General features: G+C 68.5%; 13 protein-coding genes. 5 read left to right on the top strand and 8 right to left on the bottom strand.

Going from position 1 to position 15,240, the window contains the following annotated elements; all coding sequences use genetic code 11:
* Positions 1–97: 97 nt before the first annotated feature.
* The 3 genes from htpX to def form a co-directional block, all read right to left on the bottom strand.
* Positions 98–955, bottom strand: coding sequence for a zinc metalloprotease HtpX (gene htpX, locus AAW51_RS02725; RefSeq protein WP_047193396.1), 858 nt, complete (start codon positions 953–955; stop codon positions 98–100).
* A gap of 61 nt (positions 956–1,016) precedes the next feature.
* Positions 1,017–1,982: a methionyl-tRNA formyltransferase gene (gene fmt, locus AAW51_RS02720; protein WP_047193395.1), complete on the bottom strand. Its 966-nt coding sequence runs from the start codon at positions 1,980–1,982 to the stop codon at positions 1,017–1,019.
* 91 nt (positions 1,983–2,073) lie between these two features.
* Positions 2,074–2,586, bottom strand: a complete 513-nt coding sequence (gene def, locus AAW51_RS02715) for a peptide deformylase (protein WP_047193394.1) — start codon at positions 2,584–2,586, stop codon at positions 2,074–2,076.
* A gap of 243 nt (positions 2,587–2,829) precedes the next feature.
* Between def and AAW51_RS02710 the strand changes: the two genes are divergently transcribed.
* The 3 genes from AAW51_RS02710 (at position 2,830) to AAW51_RS02700 (ending at position 5,771) form a co-directional block, all read left to right on the top strand.
* The gene (locus AAW51_RS02710; RefSeq protein WP_047193393.1) at positions 2,830–4,005 is read left to right on the top strand and encodes a LysM peptidoglycan-binding domain-containing protein; all 1,176 of its coding nucleotides are present in this window, start codon (positions 2,830–2,832) and stop codon (positions 4,003–4,005) included.
* Positions 4,006–4,033: 28 nt separating this feature from the next.
* Positions 4,034–5,182 carry a DNA-processing protein DprA gene (gene dprA, locus AAW51_RS02705; RefSeq protein WP_047197314.1) on the top strand — a complete coding sequence of 383 codons (1,149 nt, stop codon included), beginning with the start codon at positions 4,034–4,036 and terminating at the stop codon, positions 5,180–5,182.
* Between the two features lie 136 nt (positions 5,183–5,318).
* On the top strand, positions 5,319–5,771 hold the full coding sequence (locus AAW51_RS02700; RefSeq protein WP_047193392.1) for a Smg family protein: 453 nt from the start codon (positions 5,319–5,321) through the stop codon (positions 5,769–5,771).
* Between the two features lie 37 nt (positions 5,772–5,808).
* Here AAW51_RS02700 and AAW51_RS02695 read toward each other — a convergent pair whose 3' ends face one another.
* The 4 genes from AAW51_RS02695 to yajC all read right to left on the bottom strand — a co-directional run bounded on the left by AAW51_RS02695 (position 5,809) and on the right by yajC (position 11,596).
* A complete protein-coding gene (locus AAW51_RS02695) occupies positions 5,809–8,115 on the bottom strand; it encodes a DUF1631 family protein (protein ID WP_047193391.1) in 2,307 nt (768 codons plus the stop codon).
* A 44-nt stretch (positions 8,116–8,159) separates the two neighbouring features.
* Entirely contained in the window at positions 8,160–9,191 is a 1,032-nt protein-coding gene (gene secF / locus AAW51_RS02690) for a protein translocase subunit SecF (RefSeq protein WP_047193390.1), read from the bottom strand.
* A gap of 127 nt (positions 9,192–9,318) precedes the next feature.
* Entirely contained in the window at positions 9,319–11,196 is a 1,878-nt protein-coding gene (gene secD, locus AAW51_RS02685; RefSeq protein ID WP_047193389.1) for a protein translocase subunit SecD, read from the bottom strand.
* Positions 11,197–11,266: 70 nt separating this feature from the next.
* Positions 11,267–11,596 carry a preprotein translocase subunit YajC gene (yajC, locus tag AAW51_RS02680; protein WP_047193388.1) on the bottom strand — a complete coding sequence of 110 codons (330 nt, stop codon included), beginning with the start codon at positions 11,594–11,596 and terminating at the stop codon, positions 11,267–11,269.
* A 273-nt stretch (positions 11,597–11,869) separates the two neighbouring features.
* Here yajC and AAW51_RS02675 point away from each other — a divergent pair, with 273 nt between their 5' ends.
* Together AAW51_RS02675 and AAW51_RS02670 are read left to right on the top strand one after the other, a co-directional pair.
* Positions 11,870–12,796 carry an SMP-30/gluconolactonase/LRE family protein gene (locus AAW51_RS02675; protein WP_047197313.1) on the top strand — a complete coding sequence of 309 codons (927 nt, stop codon included), beginning with the start codon at positions 11,870–11,872 and terminating at the stop codon, positions 12,794–12,796.
* A gap of 97 nt (positions 12,797–12,893) precedes the next feature.
* Complete coding sequence (locus AAW51_RS02670) at positions 12,894–13,715, top strand: metallophosphoesterase (RefSeq protein ID WP_238947740.1); 822 nt, start codon at positions 12,894–12,896, stop codon at positions 13,713–13,715.
* Between the two features lie 106 nt (positions 13,716–13,821).
* On the opposite strand, the gene AAW51_RS02665 is transcribed toward AAW51_RS02670, so the two are convergent.
* Positions 13,822–15,144, bottom strand: a complete 1,323-nt coding sequence (locus AAW51_RS02665; RefSeq protein WP_047193386.1) for a patatin-like phospholipase family protein — start codon at positions 15,142–15,144, stop codon at positions 13,822–13,824.
* Positions 15,145–15,240: the final 96 nt, after the last annotated feature.

Raw genomic sequence — 15,240 nt, 5'->3', positions numbered from 1 at the left:
TCGGCCGCGGGCGCGGAAACTTGAGGTCGACGCCGCGCCGGCGGGGCCCGTCACGGGCCGGGCCGGCGTACTGCTCGGGTCGTCGCCGACGCCCGGTTCAACGGACCGCGCCGCCGCGGGCCATCGCCATCAGGCGGGCCACCCGCTCCTCGGTGGCCGGGTGGGTGCTGAACAGACCGCGCAGGCCGCCGCCCGACAGCGGGTTGACGATCATCATTTGCGCCGTCTCGGGGTGGCGCTCCGCGGTGCCCAGCGGCTGGCCGCGCGCATACCGGTCGATCTTGTCGAGCGCGGAGGCCAGTGCGGCCGGGTCGCCGCAAATTTCGGCGCCGCCGCGGTCAGCCTCGAACTCGCGTGCGCGGCTGATGGCCATCTGGATCAGGCTGGCCGCCAACGGAGCCAGCAGCGACACCAGCAGCCCCGCGATCGGGTTGACCGGACGGCCCTCTTCGTCGCGCCCGCCGAAAAAGACGGCGAAATTGGCCACCATCGAGATCGCACCGGCCATCGTCGCGCTGATGGTGCTGATCAGGATGTCGCGGTGCTTCACGTGCGCCAACTCGTGCGCCATCACGCCGCGCAGTTCGCGGTCGGTCAGCACCCGCATGATGCCGGTGGTGGCAGCCACGGCCGCGTTGTCAGGGTTGCGGCCGGTCGCGAAGGCGTTGGGGGCGTTCTCGTCGATGATGTAGACGCGCGGCATCGGCAGCTGGGCGCGCTGCGCCAGCTGGCGCACCATCGCGTAGAACTGCGGCGCCGTGGTCTCGTCGACCTCGCGTGCGTTGTACATCTTCAGCACCAGCTTGTCGCTGTACCAATAGCTGAAGAAGTTCATGCCGAGCGCGAGCACCAACGCGATCGTCATGCCCTGCCGTCCCCCCAGCACAGCGCCGATGGCGAGGAACAGCGCCGTGATCGCGGCCATCAAGACCGCTGTTTTCAACAGATTGAACATAGGCCCAACTCCTTGCGCTCTGCGCGCTCACCGCCCCATCTGCGGGCGTTGCCGTTGTAATTCAAGCTGAGGTGGTCTCGAACACGGTGCCCGGCGTCACCGCGTGGCCCTGCAGGAATTCCGCCGCCGGCAGGCGCCGGCCCCCCGGCTTTTGCAACTCGGTCAGACGCAAGGCGCCCTCGCCGCAGGCTACCACCACGCCGTCGGCGCCGACCTCCAGCACGGTGCCGGGCGCTGACCCTGCCGCCGCGGGCACCACGCGGCCCCGCCAGCACTTCAGCACGGCACCACCGAGCCGGCCGGTGGCACCGGGAAACGGATCGAAGGCGCGCAAACGCCGCTCGATCTGCGTCGCCGGCAGCGCCCAGTCGATCTCGGCCTCGGCCTTGTCGATCTTGTGTGCGTAGGTGACGCCCGCCTCCGGCTGCGCAACCGGGTTCAAGCCCCCGCAAGCGGCGAGTTCGAGCGCTTCGACGATCAGTCGCCCCCCCAGCGTTGCCAGCTTGTCGTGCAGCGAGGCCGTGCTGTCGTCGGCGGCGATCGGCAGTGACTCGACCAGCAGCATGGCGCCGGTGTCCAGCCCTTCGTCCATCTGCATGATGGTGATGCCGGTGCTGGCGTCGCCGGCCTCGATGGCCCGGTGTATCGGCGCCGCACCGCGCCAGCGGGGCAACAGCGAGGCGTGGATGTTCAAACACCCGAGCCGGGGCAGCTCGAGCACCCAGCGCGGCAGGATCAGCCCGTAGGCCGCCACCACCATCACGTCGGGTTGCACCGCGAGCAGCCGCTCGCGCGCCTGGGCCGCGTCGTCTGGGAATTTGCCGTCCAGCCGCAAGCTGCGCGGCTGCAGCACGTCGATGCCATGGGCCACCGCAAACTGCTTCACCGGGCTGGCCTGGGGTTTGAGGCCGCGACCCGCCGGGCGGTCGGGTTGGGTCAACACCAGCGGGATCTGGAAGCCGGCCGTATGCAGCCGGGCCAATGCGACCTGGGCGAATTCCGGCGTGCCGGCAAAAACGAGTTTCATGGCGCCTCGCTGAAATGACGAAGCCGGCAGTGCCGGCTTTTCAGGACAGGTAGGGCCGGCGGGGCCGGCCTTGACGGATGTGAGTGAGCGCTCAGCGCCGGTCGTCGTCGCGCCCGCGCTTGACCATCTTGGTCTTGATGCGGTTGCGCTTCAGCGGCGACAGGTATTCGACGAAGACCTTGCCCAACAGGTGATCCATCTCGTGCTGCACGCACACCGCCAGCAGTTCCTCGGCGTCGAACTGGTATTCCTTGCCGTCGCGGTCGAGCGCCTTGACGGTGACGCGCGCATGCCGGTCGACCTTGTCGTAGACCGACGGCACCGACAAACAGCCCTCTTCCCACAGCAGCATCTCCTTGCTGCGCGCGACGAGTTCGGGGTTGATCAGCACGCGTGGCTGGTTGCGTTCATCGGAGGTGTCGATGACGATCACGCGCTCGTGCACGTCGACCTGCGTGGCGGCCAGGCCGATGCCGTTGGCCTCGTACATGGTCTCGAGCATGTCGTCGACCAGTTTCTGAATGCGGGCGTCCACTTTCTCCACCGGCTTGGCAACCGTGTGCAGTCGGGGATCGGGGTAACGGAGGATGTTGAGTTTGGCCATGATCGGTGCGCAGCGGCGCGGGCGACTTTTTACAACGGGGCGGTACCCGTCAAGCGTGAAACAGTGCCGCGCGAGCGCCAACCTTCAGCAAGAATCGTTGCGGCATCAAGGGTTTACGGGCAGAATCTGTGAAACTATGTGAGGATTTTCGCCGAACTGCAGCTGCCCGGCGGATAAGTATTTCATTAACCATATAGCGTCATGGCCGCCTGTTTCGAGGCCATGCCGACGCGGAGACCCTGCATGACCCGTACCCCCCTGCTGCGAGCCCGTCCGTCGGCAGCTTTGGTATCTCGCAGCTGGCGCACCGTCGTCGGCGTCGCACTGGTCGCCACCGCCTCCGCGGCCTGGGCCACCAATTATCCGATCACGCCGCAGCAACGCTCCACCGCGCAACAAGTCGCGCAGGCCGGCGTGCCGCTGTCGGAGCTGTCGCCCAACGCGCCCGACTCCTATACCGTCAAGCGTGGCGACACCCTCTGGGACATTTCGTCGAAGTTTCTGCTGCGCCCGTGGCGCTGGCCCGAGCTGTGGGGCATGAACCTCGACGAGATCCGCAACCCTCATTTGATCTACCCGGGCCAGATCCTGTTCCTCGAGACCAAGGACGGGCGCGCGCGTTTGCGTGTCGGCCGCCCGGTCGGTGAGCCGAGCGGCACGATCAAGCTGTCGCCCCGGGTGCGCAGCGACGCGCTCGATGGCGCGATCGCGTCGGTGCCGCTGCATCTGATCGAGCCCTTCCTCAACGAAGCGGTGATCTTCAACACCAACGAGTTGGAGAGCGCGCCCCGCATCGTGGCCACGCAGGAAGGCCGGGTGCTGCTGACCCGCGGCGACACCGCTTACGTGCGCGGCGAGCTGGAACAGAAGCGCGACTGGCGCATGTTCCGCAACCCCAAGCCCCTGCTCGACCCCACCACGAAGGAAGTGCTGGGTTACGAAGCCGCCTACGTCGGCACCGCGGCCTATGTGCGCGCTGGCGAAACGGGCAAGAACGGCGAAGTCATCCCGGCCAGCTTCAGGGTGGAATCGGTGCGGCAGGAAGCCGGCGTCGGCGACCGCTTGTCGCCCACCCCGCCGCGCGAGTTCATCAGCTACGTGCCGCACGCGCCCAGTGGTGAGGTCGACGGCCGCATCGCGTCGATTTACGGCGAAGGCCTGACCGCCGGCCAGAACCAGATCGTCACGCTCAACAAGGGCAGCCGCGATGGCATGGAACGCGGCCATGTGCTCGCCCTGTGGCGCTATGGCGAAAACGCCGTCGACACCACCAACGAAGGCAAGAAAGTGCCGATCAAGCTGCCGGACGAGCGGCACGGCCTGCTGTTCGTGTTCCGGGTGTTCGACCGCATGTCGTATGCCCTGATCCTCAACGTGCAGGAGCCGGTGCGCGTCGGCGACCGCTTCACCCAGCCCTGACGGGCGTTGCCGCGGGGGCGCCGACGTGATCGAGCGCGACGAGCTGGCCGCCTGGCTGCGGCTGATCGAGACCCCGGGCATCGGCAATGAAGGCGCGCGTCGGCTGCTCGCGGCCTTCGGTTCGCCGCAGGCCGTGTTCGACGCACCTGCTGCGAGTGCCTGGCGTGCGCTGCTCACCCCCGCACAGGTGGCAGCGCTCGCCGCCAGTCACGACAGCGCGGCGGTCGCGGCGCAGACCACCTTGGCGTGGCTGGCCGCCGGGCCTGACCGCCAGGTCGTCCCGCTCGGCGATCCCGCTTACCCCGACACCTTGCTGCAGACGGCGGACCCACCGCTACTGCTGTATACGCAAGGCCGCCCCGAGCTGTTGCAAGCCCTGTCGGTGGCGGTGGTCGGCAGCCGCAACCCGACCCGCCAGGGTCTGGACAACGCGCGCAGCTTCGCCGCCCATCTGAGCCGCCAGGGCATCACCGTCGTGTCGGGCCTGGCGCTCGGCATCGACGGCGCGGCACACGAAGGCGCGCTCGACGGGCCGGGCGGCACGGTGGCGGTGTTGGGGACCGGGCTCGACCGCATCTACCCGCGCCGGCACCTCGACCTGGCCCACCGCATCGCCGCGGCGGGCCTGCTGATCAGCGAATACGCGCTCGGCACGCCGCCCTTGCCGGCCAACTTCCCGCGGCGCAACCGCATCATCTCGGGGCTGGCCCGCGGCACGCTGGTGGTCGAGGCCGCGTTGGCGTCGGGTTCGTTGATCACCGCGCGGATGGCCAGCGAGCAGGGGCGTGAGGTGTTCGCCATCCCCGGCTCCATCCACACGCCGCAGTCGCGCGGCTGCCACGCATTGATCAAGCAGGGCGCCAAGTTGGTCGACAGCGCACAGGACATCCTTGAAGAGCTGCAGCTGCCCTCGCTCGCTGTGGCGAGCCCGGGGGCGAGGGAATCAGAGGCCGCGGCGGCCGCCGGGCATGCCGGAGCGTCCCCTGAACCGTCCACGAAGGCGGGGTCCGACCCGCTGCTGGACGCGCTCGGCTTTGACGCCATCACGCTCGACGGACTGTCCGCCCGCACCGGGTGGGACTGCGCGACGCTCAGTGCGCGCCTGCTCGAACTGGAACTCGCCGGCGATGTGGCGCGGCTGCCCGGCCAGCTGTTCCAGCGCATCGCGCGCTCCTGAAATGCCGGCGCCGGCCGATGGCCGGAGCGGACTCCGACACCCGGCAAGCACCGTCGGTCGAGGCAATCCCCGCACCCTGGCGCACCCCTCTTTTTGGCGCCCCGCCCGAGCAAGCCGCTCAGGTATAGTCGGCAGCATGTTCGATGTGCTCGTCTACCTCTACGAAAACTACTGGCGCCCCGACGCCTGTCCTGACCATGCGCAGCTGACCCGCAAGCTGTCGGCGGTCGGTTTCGAGAACGACGAAATCCAGGAAGCCCTCAGCTGGCTCGACGGTCTGGCGCACGCCGCCCAGACCCACGCCGGCAGCCAGGGGCCCCTCAGCATGCGCGTGTTCACGCAGGCCGAGCAGGAGCAGCTGGGCGAAGAGTGCATGGGCTTCATCAGCTTCCTCGAAAGCGCCGGTGTGCTGCCGGCGCCGATGCGCGAGATCGTCATCGACCGTGCGATGGTCAGCAACGGCAGCCCGATGTCGCTCGAAGACCTGAAGATCATCGTGCTGATGGTGTTCTGGAGCCTGGGCGAAGAGCCCGACGCGCTGATCCTCGACGAGTTGTTCGTCGACGCCGCCGACCGGCTCATCCACTGACCCCCTCCGCCGCGCCGAGCGCGCCGGCTGCCGTCAGTCAGCTCAGCAGCCGGCTCGGGTCGGCGTCGAGCTTGGCCAAGGCGTTGCGGGTGGCCCGCACGGTCAGCGCTTCTTCTTCGGCGGGCACCAGCAGCCCCGCCTGCAGGAAGGCCGCCAGCCGGTGCTGCTGGAACAACACGCAGCGCCCATGCGGCGAGGCGAACAGGCTCAGCTGCCGGCGCAGCCCCTGCCACGCCAGTTGCACCGGCTCGTTGCGCCCCCGGTAGTCGAGCTTGAACCAGGTGCCGACCTGCAGCGAGCGGGCCCAGCTGACCATGGCCGGACTGGGCATCGAGCCCCCCTCGGCGACCACCTCGAGCCCGGACGACTCGTGGCTGGACAGGTCCAGCACCATCGACTCGTCGATCTCCACTTCGATGTCGGGCAGCAGCTCTTCCAGCGTCTCCAGCTGCAGCATCAACTCTTCGAGCCGTTCGTGCGGAATAGCCGCGGTCTTGGCGGTGAAGGCAGCCGCCAAGGAGTTGTTGAGTGCCTGGATGTGCTCGTCCTGCTTTTCGCCCGGCACGCCGGCACTGGCCATGCCATCGCGCAAGGTCTTGAGCAACGGCGGCAGGCGGCGGATCACCTCGGCCCGTTCCTCGCGGGAGACCTTGGCGCTGGCCGACCAGATCAAATCGGCCGCCGCCCGCTTCATGGCCTTGGTGGTCTCGCTCTGTGCGCCGCTCTTGACTGCGCTCATCGCCAGCACGTCGGCCCAGATGTGGAACAGAAAATCGCGCACCCCGTCCTGCACCGGCACCTCGTTGAGCATCTTGCGCAACTCGATCGTGTACTGGATGGTCAGGATTTCGCGCTGCTCGACCTGCTGCGCCAGCGAGACGCCTTTGCGCGACACCTCGTTTTCGTGGCGGAAGTAGTTCTCGAGAAACTTCTCGAACTCCACGAGCACGGTCTGGAACACCCGCCGCCCCGTGTCGGGGTAGGCCTCGACCACCTGCACCACCCGCTTGATTTCTTTCTCGAGCGCGTCGCCCATCACCCCCGCGGTGGCAGCGTCGAACCCCATCACGCAGGCGCCCATCCGGTCGATCAGCTTGCGCGCCGGATGGTCGGTGGTGGCGAAAAAATCGGGCTCGCCGATCGCCACCCGCAGCACCGGCATCTGCAGCCGTGCGAACCAGACCCGCACCGACGGCGGCAATCGCTCCTCGGTGAGGATGCTCTGGAACAGCAAGGCCACGATCTCGATCGTGGCCCGTTCGATGGGAGATTCGGCCGCCTGTTTGAGGGCCTGTTTGCGTTCGTTGAGCTGGTCCAGCAGGGCCGGCGCACTGGCCGGCATCAGGTCGGGCTGGGTGCTGCGCAGGCGCTGCGCGACGTCGCGCTCGGCCTCTGCGATCGCGGCCGCCAGCTTGGGCGACGCCTTGAACGTGGTGGTGACCTCGAAGTCGGGCACCTGCTTGCCGACCAGCCGGTTCAAGCGCCCCAGCACCGCCTGCGCTTGCTCGGTGGAGCGCATCAGGCTGGACGAGCGCGTCATCATCCGCGTTTCCTCGCCCACCGCCGAGCGCAAGGCCGCGGGCGCGGACGGCGGCGGCAAGGCCGCGCCGCCGGCCAGCCCCGAGGCGGGAGACGTCGGCGTGCCGCCATGAGGGGCGGGCCCGCCCGCCGCGCCCCCGGCGTTGCGGCTGCGACGGATCAGCGGCCGCAGGTCGATCTCGGGCAGCACGCCATGGGCCATCAACCACTTGTTGGTCTCGTGGTAGGCCAGCACCATCAGGTGCGCCAGCTCGTCGTGCAGGATGGGTTGCACCGTTCGCCAAGCGACGACGGTCAGCCCGGCCGCCCGCCAAGCCTCGAGCGCCTCGCGCGCAATCACGTGCGGGCGCAGCACATCGGCCGACGCCAACTCGGGGCGACGCTCGAGCGTGCTGAAGCGCGAACGCAGGTCGGTGAATTCGGAGGCCGCCTGATCCATGGCCGCCAGTGCGAGGCGGGAGGTCAGGATCTCGTGCTCGATGGTGTCGTCATCGACCAGCGACAGCTCGGCGCCACGCAGGCCGCTGAGGGCACCGGGCTGGGTCGGGGTGACCTCTTCGACGCTGGCCGCGCGCCGCTGCAGGCGTTCGGCCAAATGCCGCTGCCAGCCGATGCGGCAGCGCTGCATGTCGGCCGCGGCGTCGCGGCGGCGCAGCAACACCTCCGGCGGCGCCGCCTGCGAGGCGAGCGTCTTCACCCCTTCTTCTATCGCCAGCAAGGCGTTCGGTGCTCCGTAGAGCAGCACGTTCAGAAAGGTCCTGCGGGCTTGGGCTGCGAGCGCCTTCGGGTCGGCGGGTATCGCCATGGTGGAGAGAACGCCTGCGTCCTATGCGGAAAACTGTGTCAACTCTACACCACGGCACCCGCGTTGGGATCGTCCGGGTCGCCTTCCTGGCGTGTCTGCTTGATCAGGTCTTCCCGCTTGACACCCAGCCACATCGCGATCGCGGCGGCGACAAACACCGACGAGTAGATACCGAACAGGATGCCGATGGTCAGTGCGATCGCGAAGTAGTGCAGCGTCGGGCCGCCGACCAGCAGCATCGCCAGCACCATCATCTGGGTCGAGCCGTGCGTGATGATGGTACGGCTCATCGTGCTGGTGATCGCGTGGTCGATCACCTCGCTGGGCGTCATCTTGCGGTACTTGCGGAAGGCCTCGCGGATCCGGTCGAAGATCACCACCGACTCGTTGACGGAATAACCGAGCACCGCCAGCACGGCCGCCAGCACCGACAGTGAGAACTCCCACTGGAAAAAGGCGAAGAAGCCCAGGATGATGATGACGTCGTGCAGATTGGCGATGATGGCCGCGACCGAGAACTTCCATTCGAAGCGCATCGCCAGGTAGATCATGATGCCGACGACGGTCACCAGCAGCGCGAGCGCGCCGTCGCGCGCCAGCTCCGAGCCCACCTGCGGGCCGACGAACTCGCTGCGCTGCAGCCGCAGCGGCTCGGCGCTGCCGGTCGTGCACACCTCGCCGCTGACCGTCTCGCCCTTTTCGGTGGTCGCCTGGCGGCGTTCGACCTTGCCGTTTTCGGCCTGGCACAGCGCCCCGAACACCTTGCCGACCACCTCGGCCTGCTTCACGTCGCCGCGCAGCGGCAGGCGGATCAGCACATCGCGCGAGGTGCCGAAGTTCTGCACCTGCACCTCGCCGAAGTTCATCGACTCGACACTGTGCCGCACCTTGGCCAGATCGGCCGCCTGAGCGTACTGCAGCTCCATCACGGTGCCGCCGGTGAACTCGATCGACAGGTGCAAGCCGCGGGTGATCAGAAAGAACACTGCGGCGACGAAGGTCAGCACCGAAATGATGTTGAAGATCAGCGCGTGCCGCATGAACGGGATGTCGCGCTTGATACGGAAGAATTCCATCTGCCGGAGTCCTGGCTAACTATTGTGTGAAGGACGGGCGCCACCGGCATGCGCTGCGTGCGTCGGTGTCGGCCCGGTCCTTGTCCATGGGCTTGCTTGCGTTGCGGTGGGGCTGCAGTGGGTGTTGTCAGGCCTTCTCGACCTGCTGTTCACCGCCCGGCCGCCACACCTGGCCGATCGAGACCTTCTTCAGCTTCTTCTGGCGGCCGTACCACAGGTTGACCAGCCCGCGCGAGAAGAACACCGCCGAGAACATCGACGTCAGGATGCCCAGGCAGTGCACCACCGCGAAGCCGCGCACCGGGCCGGAGCCGAAGGCGAGCAGCGCCACGCCGGCGATCAGCGTCGTGATATTGGAGTCCAGGATGGTGGCGAAGGCGCGGTCGTAACCCGTGTGGATCGCCGTTTGCGGCGCACTGCCGTTGCGCAATTCCTCGCGCACGCGTTCGTTGATCAGCACGTTGGCATCGATGGCCATGCCCAGCGTCAGCGCGATGGCGGCGATACCGGGCAGGCTCAGGGTGGCCTGCAGCATCGACAGCAAGGCCACCAGCAGCAGCACGTTGACGGCCAGCGCGACGGTCGAGAAGACGCCGAACAGGCCGTAGTACAGGCACATGAACACCGCGATCGCGATGAACCCGTAGACCACGCTCTTCAAACCCTTGTCGATGTTCTCGGCGCCGAGTGCGGGGCCGATGGTGCGTTCTTCGATGATCTCCATCGGCGCCGCCAGCGAGCCGGCCCGCAGCAGCAGTGCGGTGTCGTTCGCTTCCTGGGTGCTCATGCTGCCGGAGATCTGCACCCGGCCACCGCCGATTTCCGAGCGGATGACCGGGGCGGTCACGACCTCGCCCTTGCCTTTCTCGAACAGCAGGATGGCCATGCGCTTGTTGATGTTCTGACCGGTCACCTCGCGGAAGATGCGGGCCCCCTTGGCGTCGAGCGTCAGGTGCACCGCGGCTTGCTGCTGCTCGTCGAAGCCGGCTTGCGCGTCGGTGAGGTTCTCGCCGGTCAGGATGACCTGGCGCTTGACGATCAGCGGGCCGCCGCCGCGCTCGACATACCGCTCGGTGCCGAACGGCACCGGGCCGCCACCGGCCGCCGCGGACGCCGCTTCGGGACTGTCGTCGACCAGCCGCACTTCGAGCGTGGCGGTGCGGCCGATGATGTCCTTGGCGCGTGCCGTGTCCTGCACGCCAGGCAGCTGCACCACGACACGGTCCAGGCCCTGCTGCTGGATCACCGGCTCGGTGGTGCCCAGCTCGTTGATGCGGTTGTGCAGCGTGGTGATGTTCTGCTTCAGCGCCTGTTCCTGCACCCGGCGCGCGGCATCTGGCTTCAGGCGGGCGCTCAGCTTGAACTCGCTGCCTTCGGGCGTCTCGGTGATCGCAAGGTCGGGCAGTTGGTCTTCGATGACGCGCCGTGCGGCGGCCAGCGTCTCGGCGTCGCGCAAACGCAGTTCGATGTCGTTGCCGTTGCGGGTCACGCCGCCGTGCCGGATGTTCTTGTCGCGCAACATCGAGCGCACGTCGGCGGTCAGGCCCTCGGCGCGCTTGGTCAGCGCCGCCTTCATGTCGACCTGCATCAGAAAGTGCACGCCGCCGCGCAGGTCGAGGCCGAGGTACATCGGCCTCGCGTTCAGCGCCGCCAGCCACTGGGGCGAGCGCGGCACCAGATTGAGCGCGACGATGTAGGCGGGGTCGGCGGGGTCGGGGTTGAGCGCGCTGCTGAGCACGTCCTTGGCCTTCAGCTGCGCGTCGGTGTCGGCGAACCGGGCCTTGACCGAATTGCCTTCGAACTGCACGAAATCGGGTTGCAGCCCGGCCTGCTGCAAGGCCTGCGAGACGCGCGCTTCAAGGTCCACGTCGACCTTGACGGTGGCCTTGCCGCTCGAGACTTGCACGGCGGGGGCTTCGCCGAAGAGGTTGGGCAGGGCATAGATCAGCCCCACCAGCACCGCGACCACCAGGATCGCGTATTTCCACCAAGGATAGCGGTTCATGACGACTCTTTTGCCTTAAGGCTGTGCACGGGCCCGCGCGGCAGGCCCGGAAGGACGCTGGGCGGCGGCGTTACTTGCCGATCGTGCCCTTCGGCAGGACTTGCACCACGGCACTGCGCTGCACCTGGATCTCGACCCCGTTCGACACGTCGACGTGTACATAGGTTTCACCGAGTTTCGAGACTTTGCCGAGCACGCCGCCGGCGGTCACGACCTCATCGCCCTTGGCCAGCGCTTCGATCATGGCCTTGTGCTCCTTCTGCTTCTTCATCTGGGGCCGGATCATGATGAAGTACAACACCACGAACATCAGCACGAGCGGCAGCATGCTCATCAGGGACGACCCGGCGCCGGGTTGGGCGGCAGGGGCGGCCTGAGCAAAGGCTTCAGAGATAAACACAGGGGTCTCCAGGGACGTAAGATGAACATTTGATTGTATGCCGCTGGACTGCCCGCGCTGCGCAGCGGCCGCGCCACCCGGCTGGGGCAGCCTGCCGTCCGCCAGTTCGCGCACCGGCGGCCGCCGGCACAGCGCCGCCTCCTGGGTCGCTCGATGCGTGCCCGCCGGCCCACCCAGGGCCGCGAAGGCGCGCAGCGCTGCGCAAGCCGCGTCAGGCAACACGTCGTGGCGGCCGCTACGCTCGCCACTTCGTACAGCCCAGGACCCCGCACCATGGCCTCCGTCTCCTGCCCCCGCCCGCAACTGCTCGGCCCCGTCACACCCGTCTGGCCAGCTGCCGCGATCCTCGGCGAAGGCATTTGCTGGTCGCCGGCGCGCCAGGCCCTCTACTGGGTCGACATCCTTGGCCAGCGGCTGCTCCGCTACACGCCGGCCACGCAGCGGCGCGAGCAATGGCAGTTCGAAGTCACCGTCTCGGCGGTGGCGGAACGGCGCGAGGCGCCCGGGCTGCTGGTGACGCTGCAAAAAGGATTTGCCTACTTCGACCCTGACGCCGATGGCGGCCGCGGCCACTTGCAGCCCTTGCTCGAACCCGAGCCCGAACGCCCGGGCAACCGCTTCAACGACGGCAAGTGCGACGCGCAGGGCCGGTTCTGGGCCGGCACGATGGATCACGAGGGCGAGGCGCCCACCGGCGCGCTCTATCGTTTTGACGCCGACCGGCGCTGCACGCGCGTCTTCGACGCCGGCTTCCCCGTCACCAACGGGCCGACCTGGTCGCTCGACGGCCGCACCCTGTACTTCAACGACACCGCCCGGCGCCAGATCTACGCCTTCGACTTCGACGCGCCGACTGGCAGCCTGTCGAACCAGCGTCCGTGGCTGCGCTTCAGCGAGGCGGACGGGCACCCGGACGGCATGACCACCGACGGCCAGGGCCGCCTGTGGATCGCCCACTGGGGCGGGGGCTGCGTCACCTGCCACGACCCGATCACGGCGGCGGAGCTGGCGCGCGTGCCGCTGCCGACGGGTCACATCACCAACGTGGCTTTCGGCGGCCCGACGCTCGGCACGCTGTACATCACCAGTGCGCGATCCAAGCTGACCGAGGCCCAGCTCACGCAGCAGCCGTTGGCCGGCGCCCTGTTCAGCGTCGAGACCGACGCCGTCGGCCGGCCCGCCTCCTGCTACGCCGGCTGAGGCACTGCGGTGGCAAGGCCGCCAGGCGGCCTGTGCGCCGCGCCCGCTGCTATCTGGATATAGTGAACCGGCTCGCCCACCGCGCATGGAGGTCGCCGTGACCCGGATCCTGATCTACTCGGACCTGCATCTCGAATTCGGCGCCTTCACACCGCCCAGCGAGCTGGACTATGACGTCGTGGTGCTGGCCGGCGACATCCACACGCCCGGTCTGAGTGGGGTGTTGTGGGCGGGGCGCGATTCGGTGTTCGGTGGCCGCCCGGTGGTCTACGTGCCTGGCAACCACGAGTTCTACGGCCGGGAGCGTCGCCGCCAGCTCGAGCACATGCGCGCGGTCGCGCACGGCACCAATGTGCACGTGATGGATCGCGACGACCTGGTGATCGCCGGCGTGCGTTTCCTCGGCGTGACGTTGTGGACCGACTTCCGCCTCTACGAACACCTGGGCGTGAGCGGCAGCCAGGCTGCCGAGGTCGCCCGCACCGGCATGAACGACTTCCGCCTGATCCGCGAGCGCGAGGACGGCGACGTCGAACGCGAGGGCCGCTGTTTCCAGCCGGAGGTGGCCCTGCGCGAACACCGCATCGGCCGGGCCTGGCTGCAGGCGCGGCTGCACGACAGCGATCGGCGTTTTGCAGCCTTGCCCACCGTCGTGGTCACCCACCACGCCCCCAGCCCGCGCAGCGTGCCACAGGCGTACCGCGACCAGCCGCTCACCGCCGCGTTCGCGTCGGACCTGCCGCAGGAGTTCTTCGAGCGCGCCCGGCTCTGGGTGCACGGCCACCTGCACCACTGCAGCGACTACCGCATCGGCACCACCCGCGTGATCTGCAACCCGCGCGGCTACTACGACCCGACACGCAAGACCACCGACAACCCCGGCTTCGATCCGCGCCTGGTGGTGTCGGTGACGGCGTGAGCCCCCGCCCGGCGCTCCGAAGGGTGCTCACATCGCAGCGCGCAGCACCGCGGTGATCCACCGCCCACCGGCAGTGCCAGGCCGGCCTGGCACTGCACCGCCGGCTTCACGGTGTGTCGCGGCGGCGTGGCGCCGGCATGCTCAGTTGCGAACGGCGCAGGCCCTTGTAGGCGTCCCAATCGAAGCCCGGCCGCTCGGCGCTGCCAAACACCCACTCGCAAGCCGCCACGGCGCCGGCTCGGAACAAGCGCAGCTGGTCCTCGCGGCTCATCTCGAAGTCCAGCCAGCCCAGGCCTTGCGTATCGGCATGGGCGATCAGCTGGCGGAACTCGGGGTTGTCTTCGAGAAAGGCCAGGTCGCGTGAATGGCGTGCGCTGGTGAACATGCTCACGAGCAAGCCGGTCAACGAGGTGATGGGTGGCGGTGTCGCCTCCTCGGCCAGCTTGATGCCGACGGTCGGGCAGGCCGGCACGTGGTCGCGGTCGTGGAAGGCATCGATCGGAAAGTTCGACAGGACACCGCCATCGACGAACACATGGGCCGAGTGCTTGTCGGCCGTGCGCTGGCCGCCGGGCGTCAGGCGCAGTGGCTCGAACACCAAGGGGATGGACATCGACGCGCGGGCGAACAGCGACACCGGTTGGGCCAAGGCGCCCGTCAACTCCTGTCGCGCCATCTCGGGAAAGAACACGCGGCGTTCGGTGCGCAGCTCCGACGCCGCCATCGCCACCACCGCCGGGTGCTCACCCAGCGCCGTGACGGCGTCGCTCGAGCGCAAGCGCTCGGCCCGAAAGCGTACTTCGCCGGGCGCCACGGCCAGGCGGCGGTCGAGGTCGGCCGTCGTGGCGCCCGGCAAGCCCACTTCGGCCAACGCATCGTCGAGCCAGTGGTGAAAGCGGAGGCCAGGGCACAGGCCATGGCGGCGCAGCAGCCGGGGCGTATTGACCACCGCGGCAGCACCGGTTGCCGCCCATTTGAGCAACTTGCGAGGCAGGCGCTCAGGCGCGGCGCCGGGCGAACGCCGCCAATAGGACTGGTAGACATGAAAAGCCCATTGCGCGCCCCATCCACCATCGATGAACTCGCGCAGCGGCATTTGCTCCACCAGGGTGATCAGCCGTTGGGCCCGGGCCTCGGGCGGGCGCCCCGCCGCCCCCAGCAGCAGAGCGACCACCGCACCGGCGGAGGCACCGCCGATGCACAAGAAGCGCACCCCCAGGCGTTCCAGTGCGCAGGCATAGCCGACCAGGGCGATGCCCAGCGCGCCGCCGCCCTCCATCACCAGGTCGACGAACTGCTGCTGCCCGTCGGCCGAGACCAGGTCGCTGAGCACGGGCACCGGGCGCCGGCCGCCATCCCGGGCGGCCTCGACGACTTCATCGAGGATGTCCAGATACGCGCCGGGGGTGGCGGTGGTGTCAAGATGCATATCAGCGCTTCCTGGGTTGCGACCGCCCGGTACGCGCGGCCTGTGGTCGGCAAGGCCGCGGGCGCCGCCCGGCCTGCTCGGGTCAGGGGTTGATGC

Origin of the sequence: Caldimonas brevitalea, assembly GCF_001017435.1 — a bacterium.
Lineage (GTDB): Bacteria > Pseudomonadota > Gammaproteobacteria > Burkholderiales > Burkholderiaceae_C > Caldimonas > Caldimonas brevitalea.
Note: the sequence above shows the minus strand (reverse complement) of the source record. Positions and strands in the feature narration are given on the sequence as shown.

Coding starts and splice junctions, on each gene's coding strand:
- htpX (WP_047193396.1), bottom strand. CDS start 955: ATGTTCAATCTGTTGAAAACAGCGGTCTTGATGGCCGCGATCACGGCG.
- fmt (WP_047193395.1), bottom strand. CDS start 1,982: ATGAAACTCGTTTTTGCCGGCACGCCGGAATTCGCCCAGGTCGCATTG.
- def (WP_047193394.1), bottom strand. CDS start 2,586: ATGGCCAAACTCAACATCCTCCGTTACCCCGATCCCCGACTGCACACG.
- AAW51_RS02710 (WP_047193393.1), top strand. CDS start 2,830: ATGACCCGTACCCCCCTGCTGCGAGCCCGTCCGTCGGCAGCTTTGGTA.
- AAW51_RS02700 (WP_047193392.1), top strand. CDS start 5,319: ATGTTCGATGTGCTCGTCTACCTCTACGAAAACTACTGGCGCCCCGAC.
- AAW51_RS02695 (WP_047193391.1), bottom strand. CDS start 8,115: ATGGCGATACCCGCCGACCCGAAGGCGCTCGCAGCCCAAGCCCGCAGG.
- secF (WP_047193390.1), bottom strand. CDS start 9,191: ATGGAATTCTTCCGTATCAAGCGCGACATCCCGTTCATGCGGCACGCG.
- secD (WP_047193389.1), bottom strand. CDS start 11,196: ATGAACCGCTATCCTTGGTGGAAATACGCGATCCTGGTGGTCGCGGTG.
- AAW51_RS02675 (WP_047197313.1), top strand. CDS start 11,870: ATGGCCTCCGTCTCCTGCCCCCGCCCGCAACTGCTCGGCCCCGTCACA.
- AAW51_RS02665 (WP_047193386.1), bottom strand. CDS start 15,144: ATGCATCTTGACACCACCGCCACCCCCGGCGCGTATCTGGACATCCTC.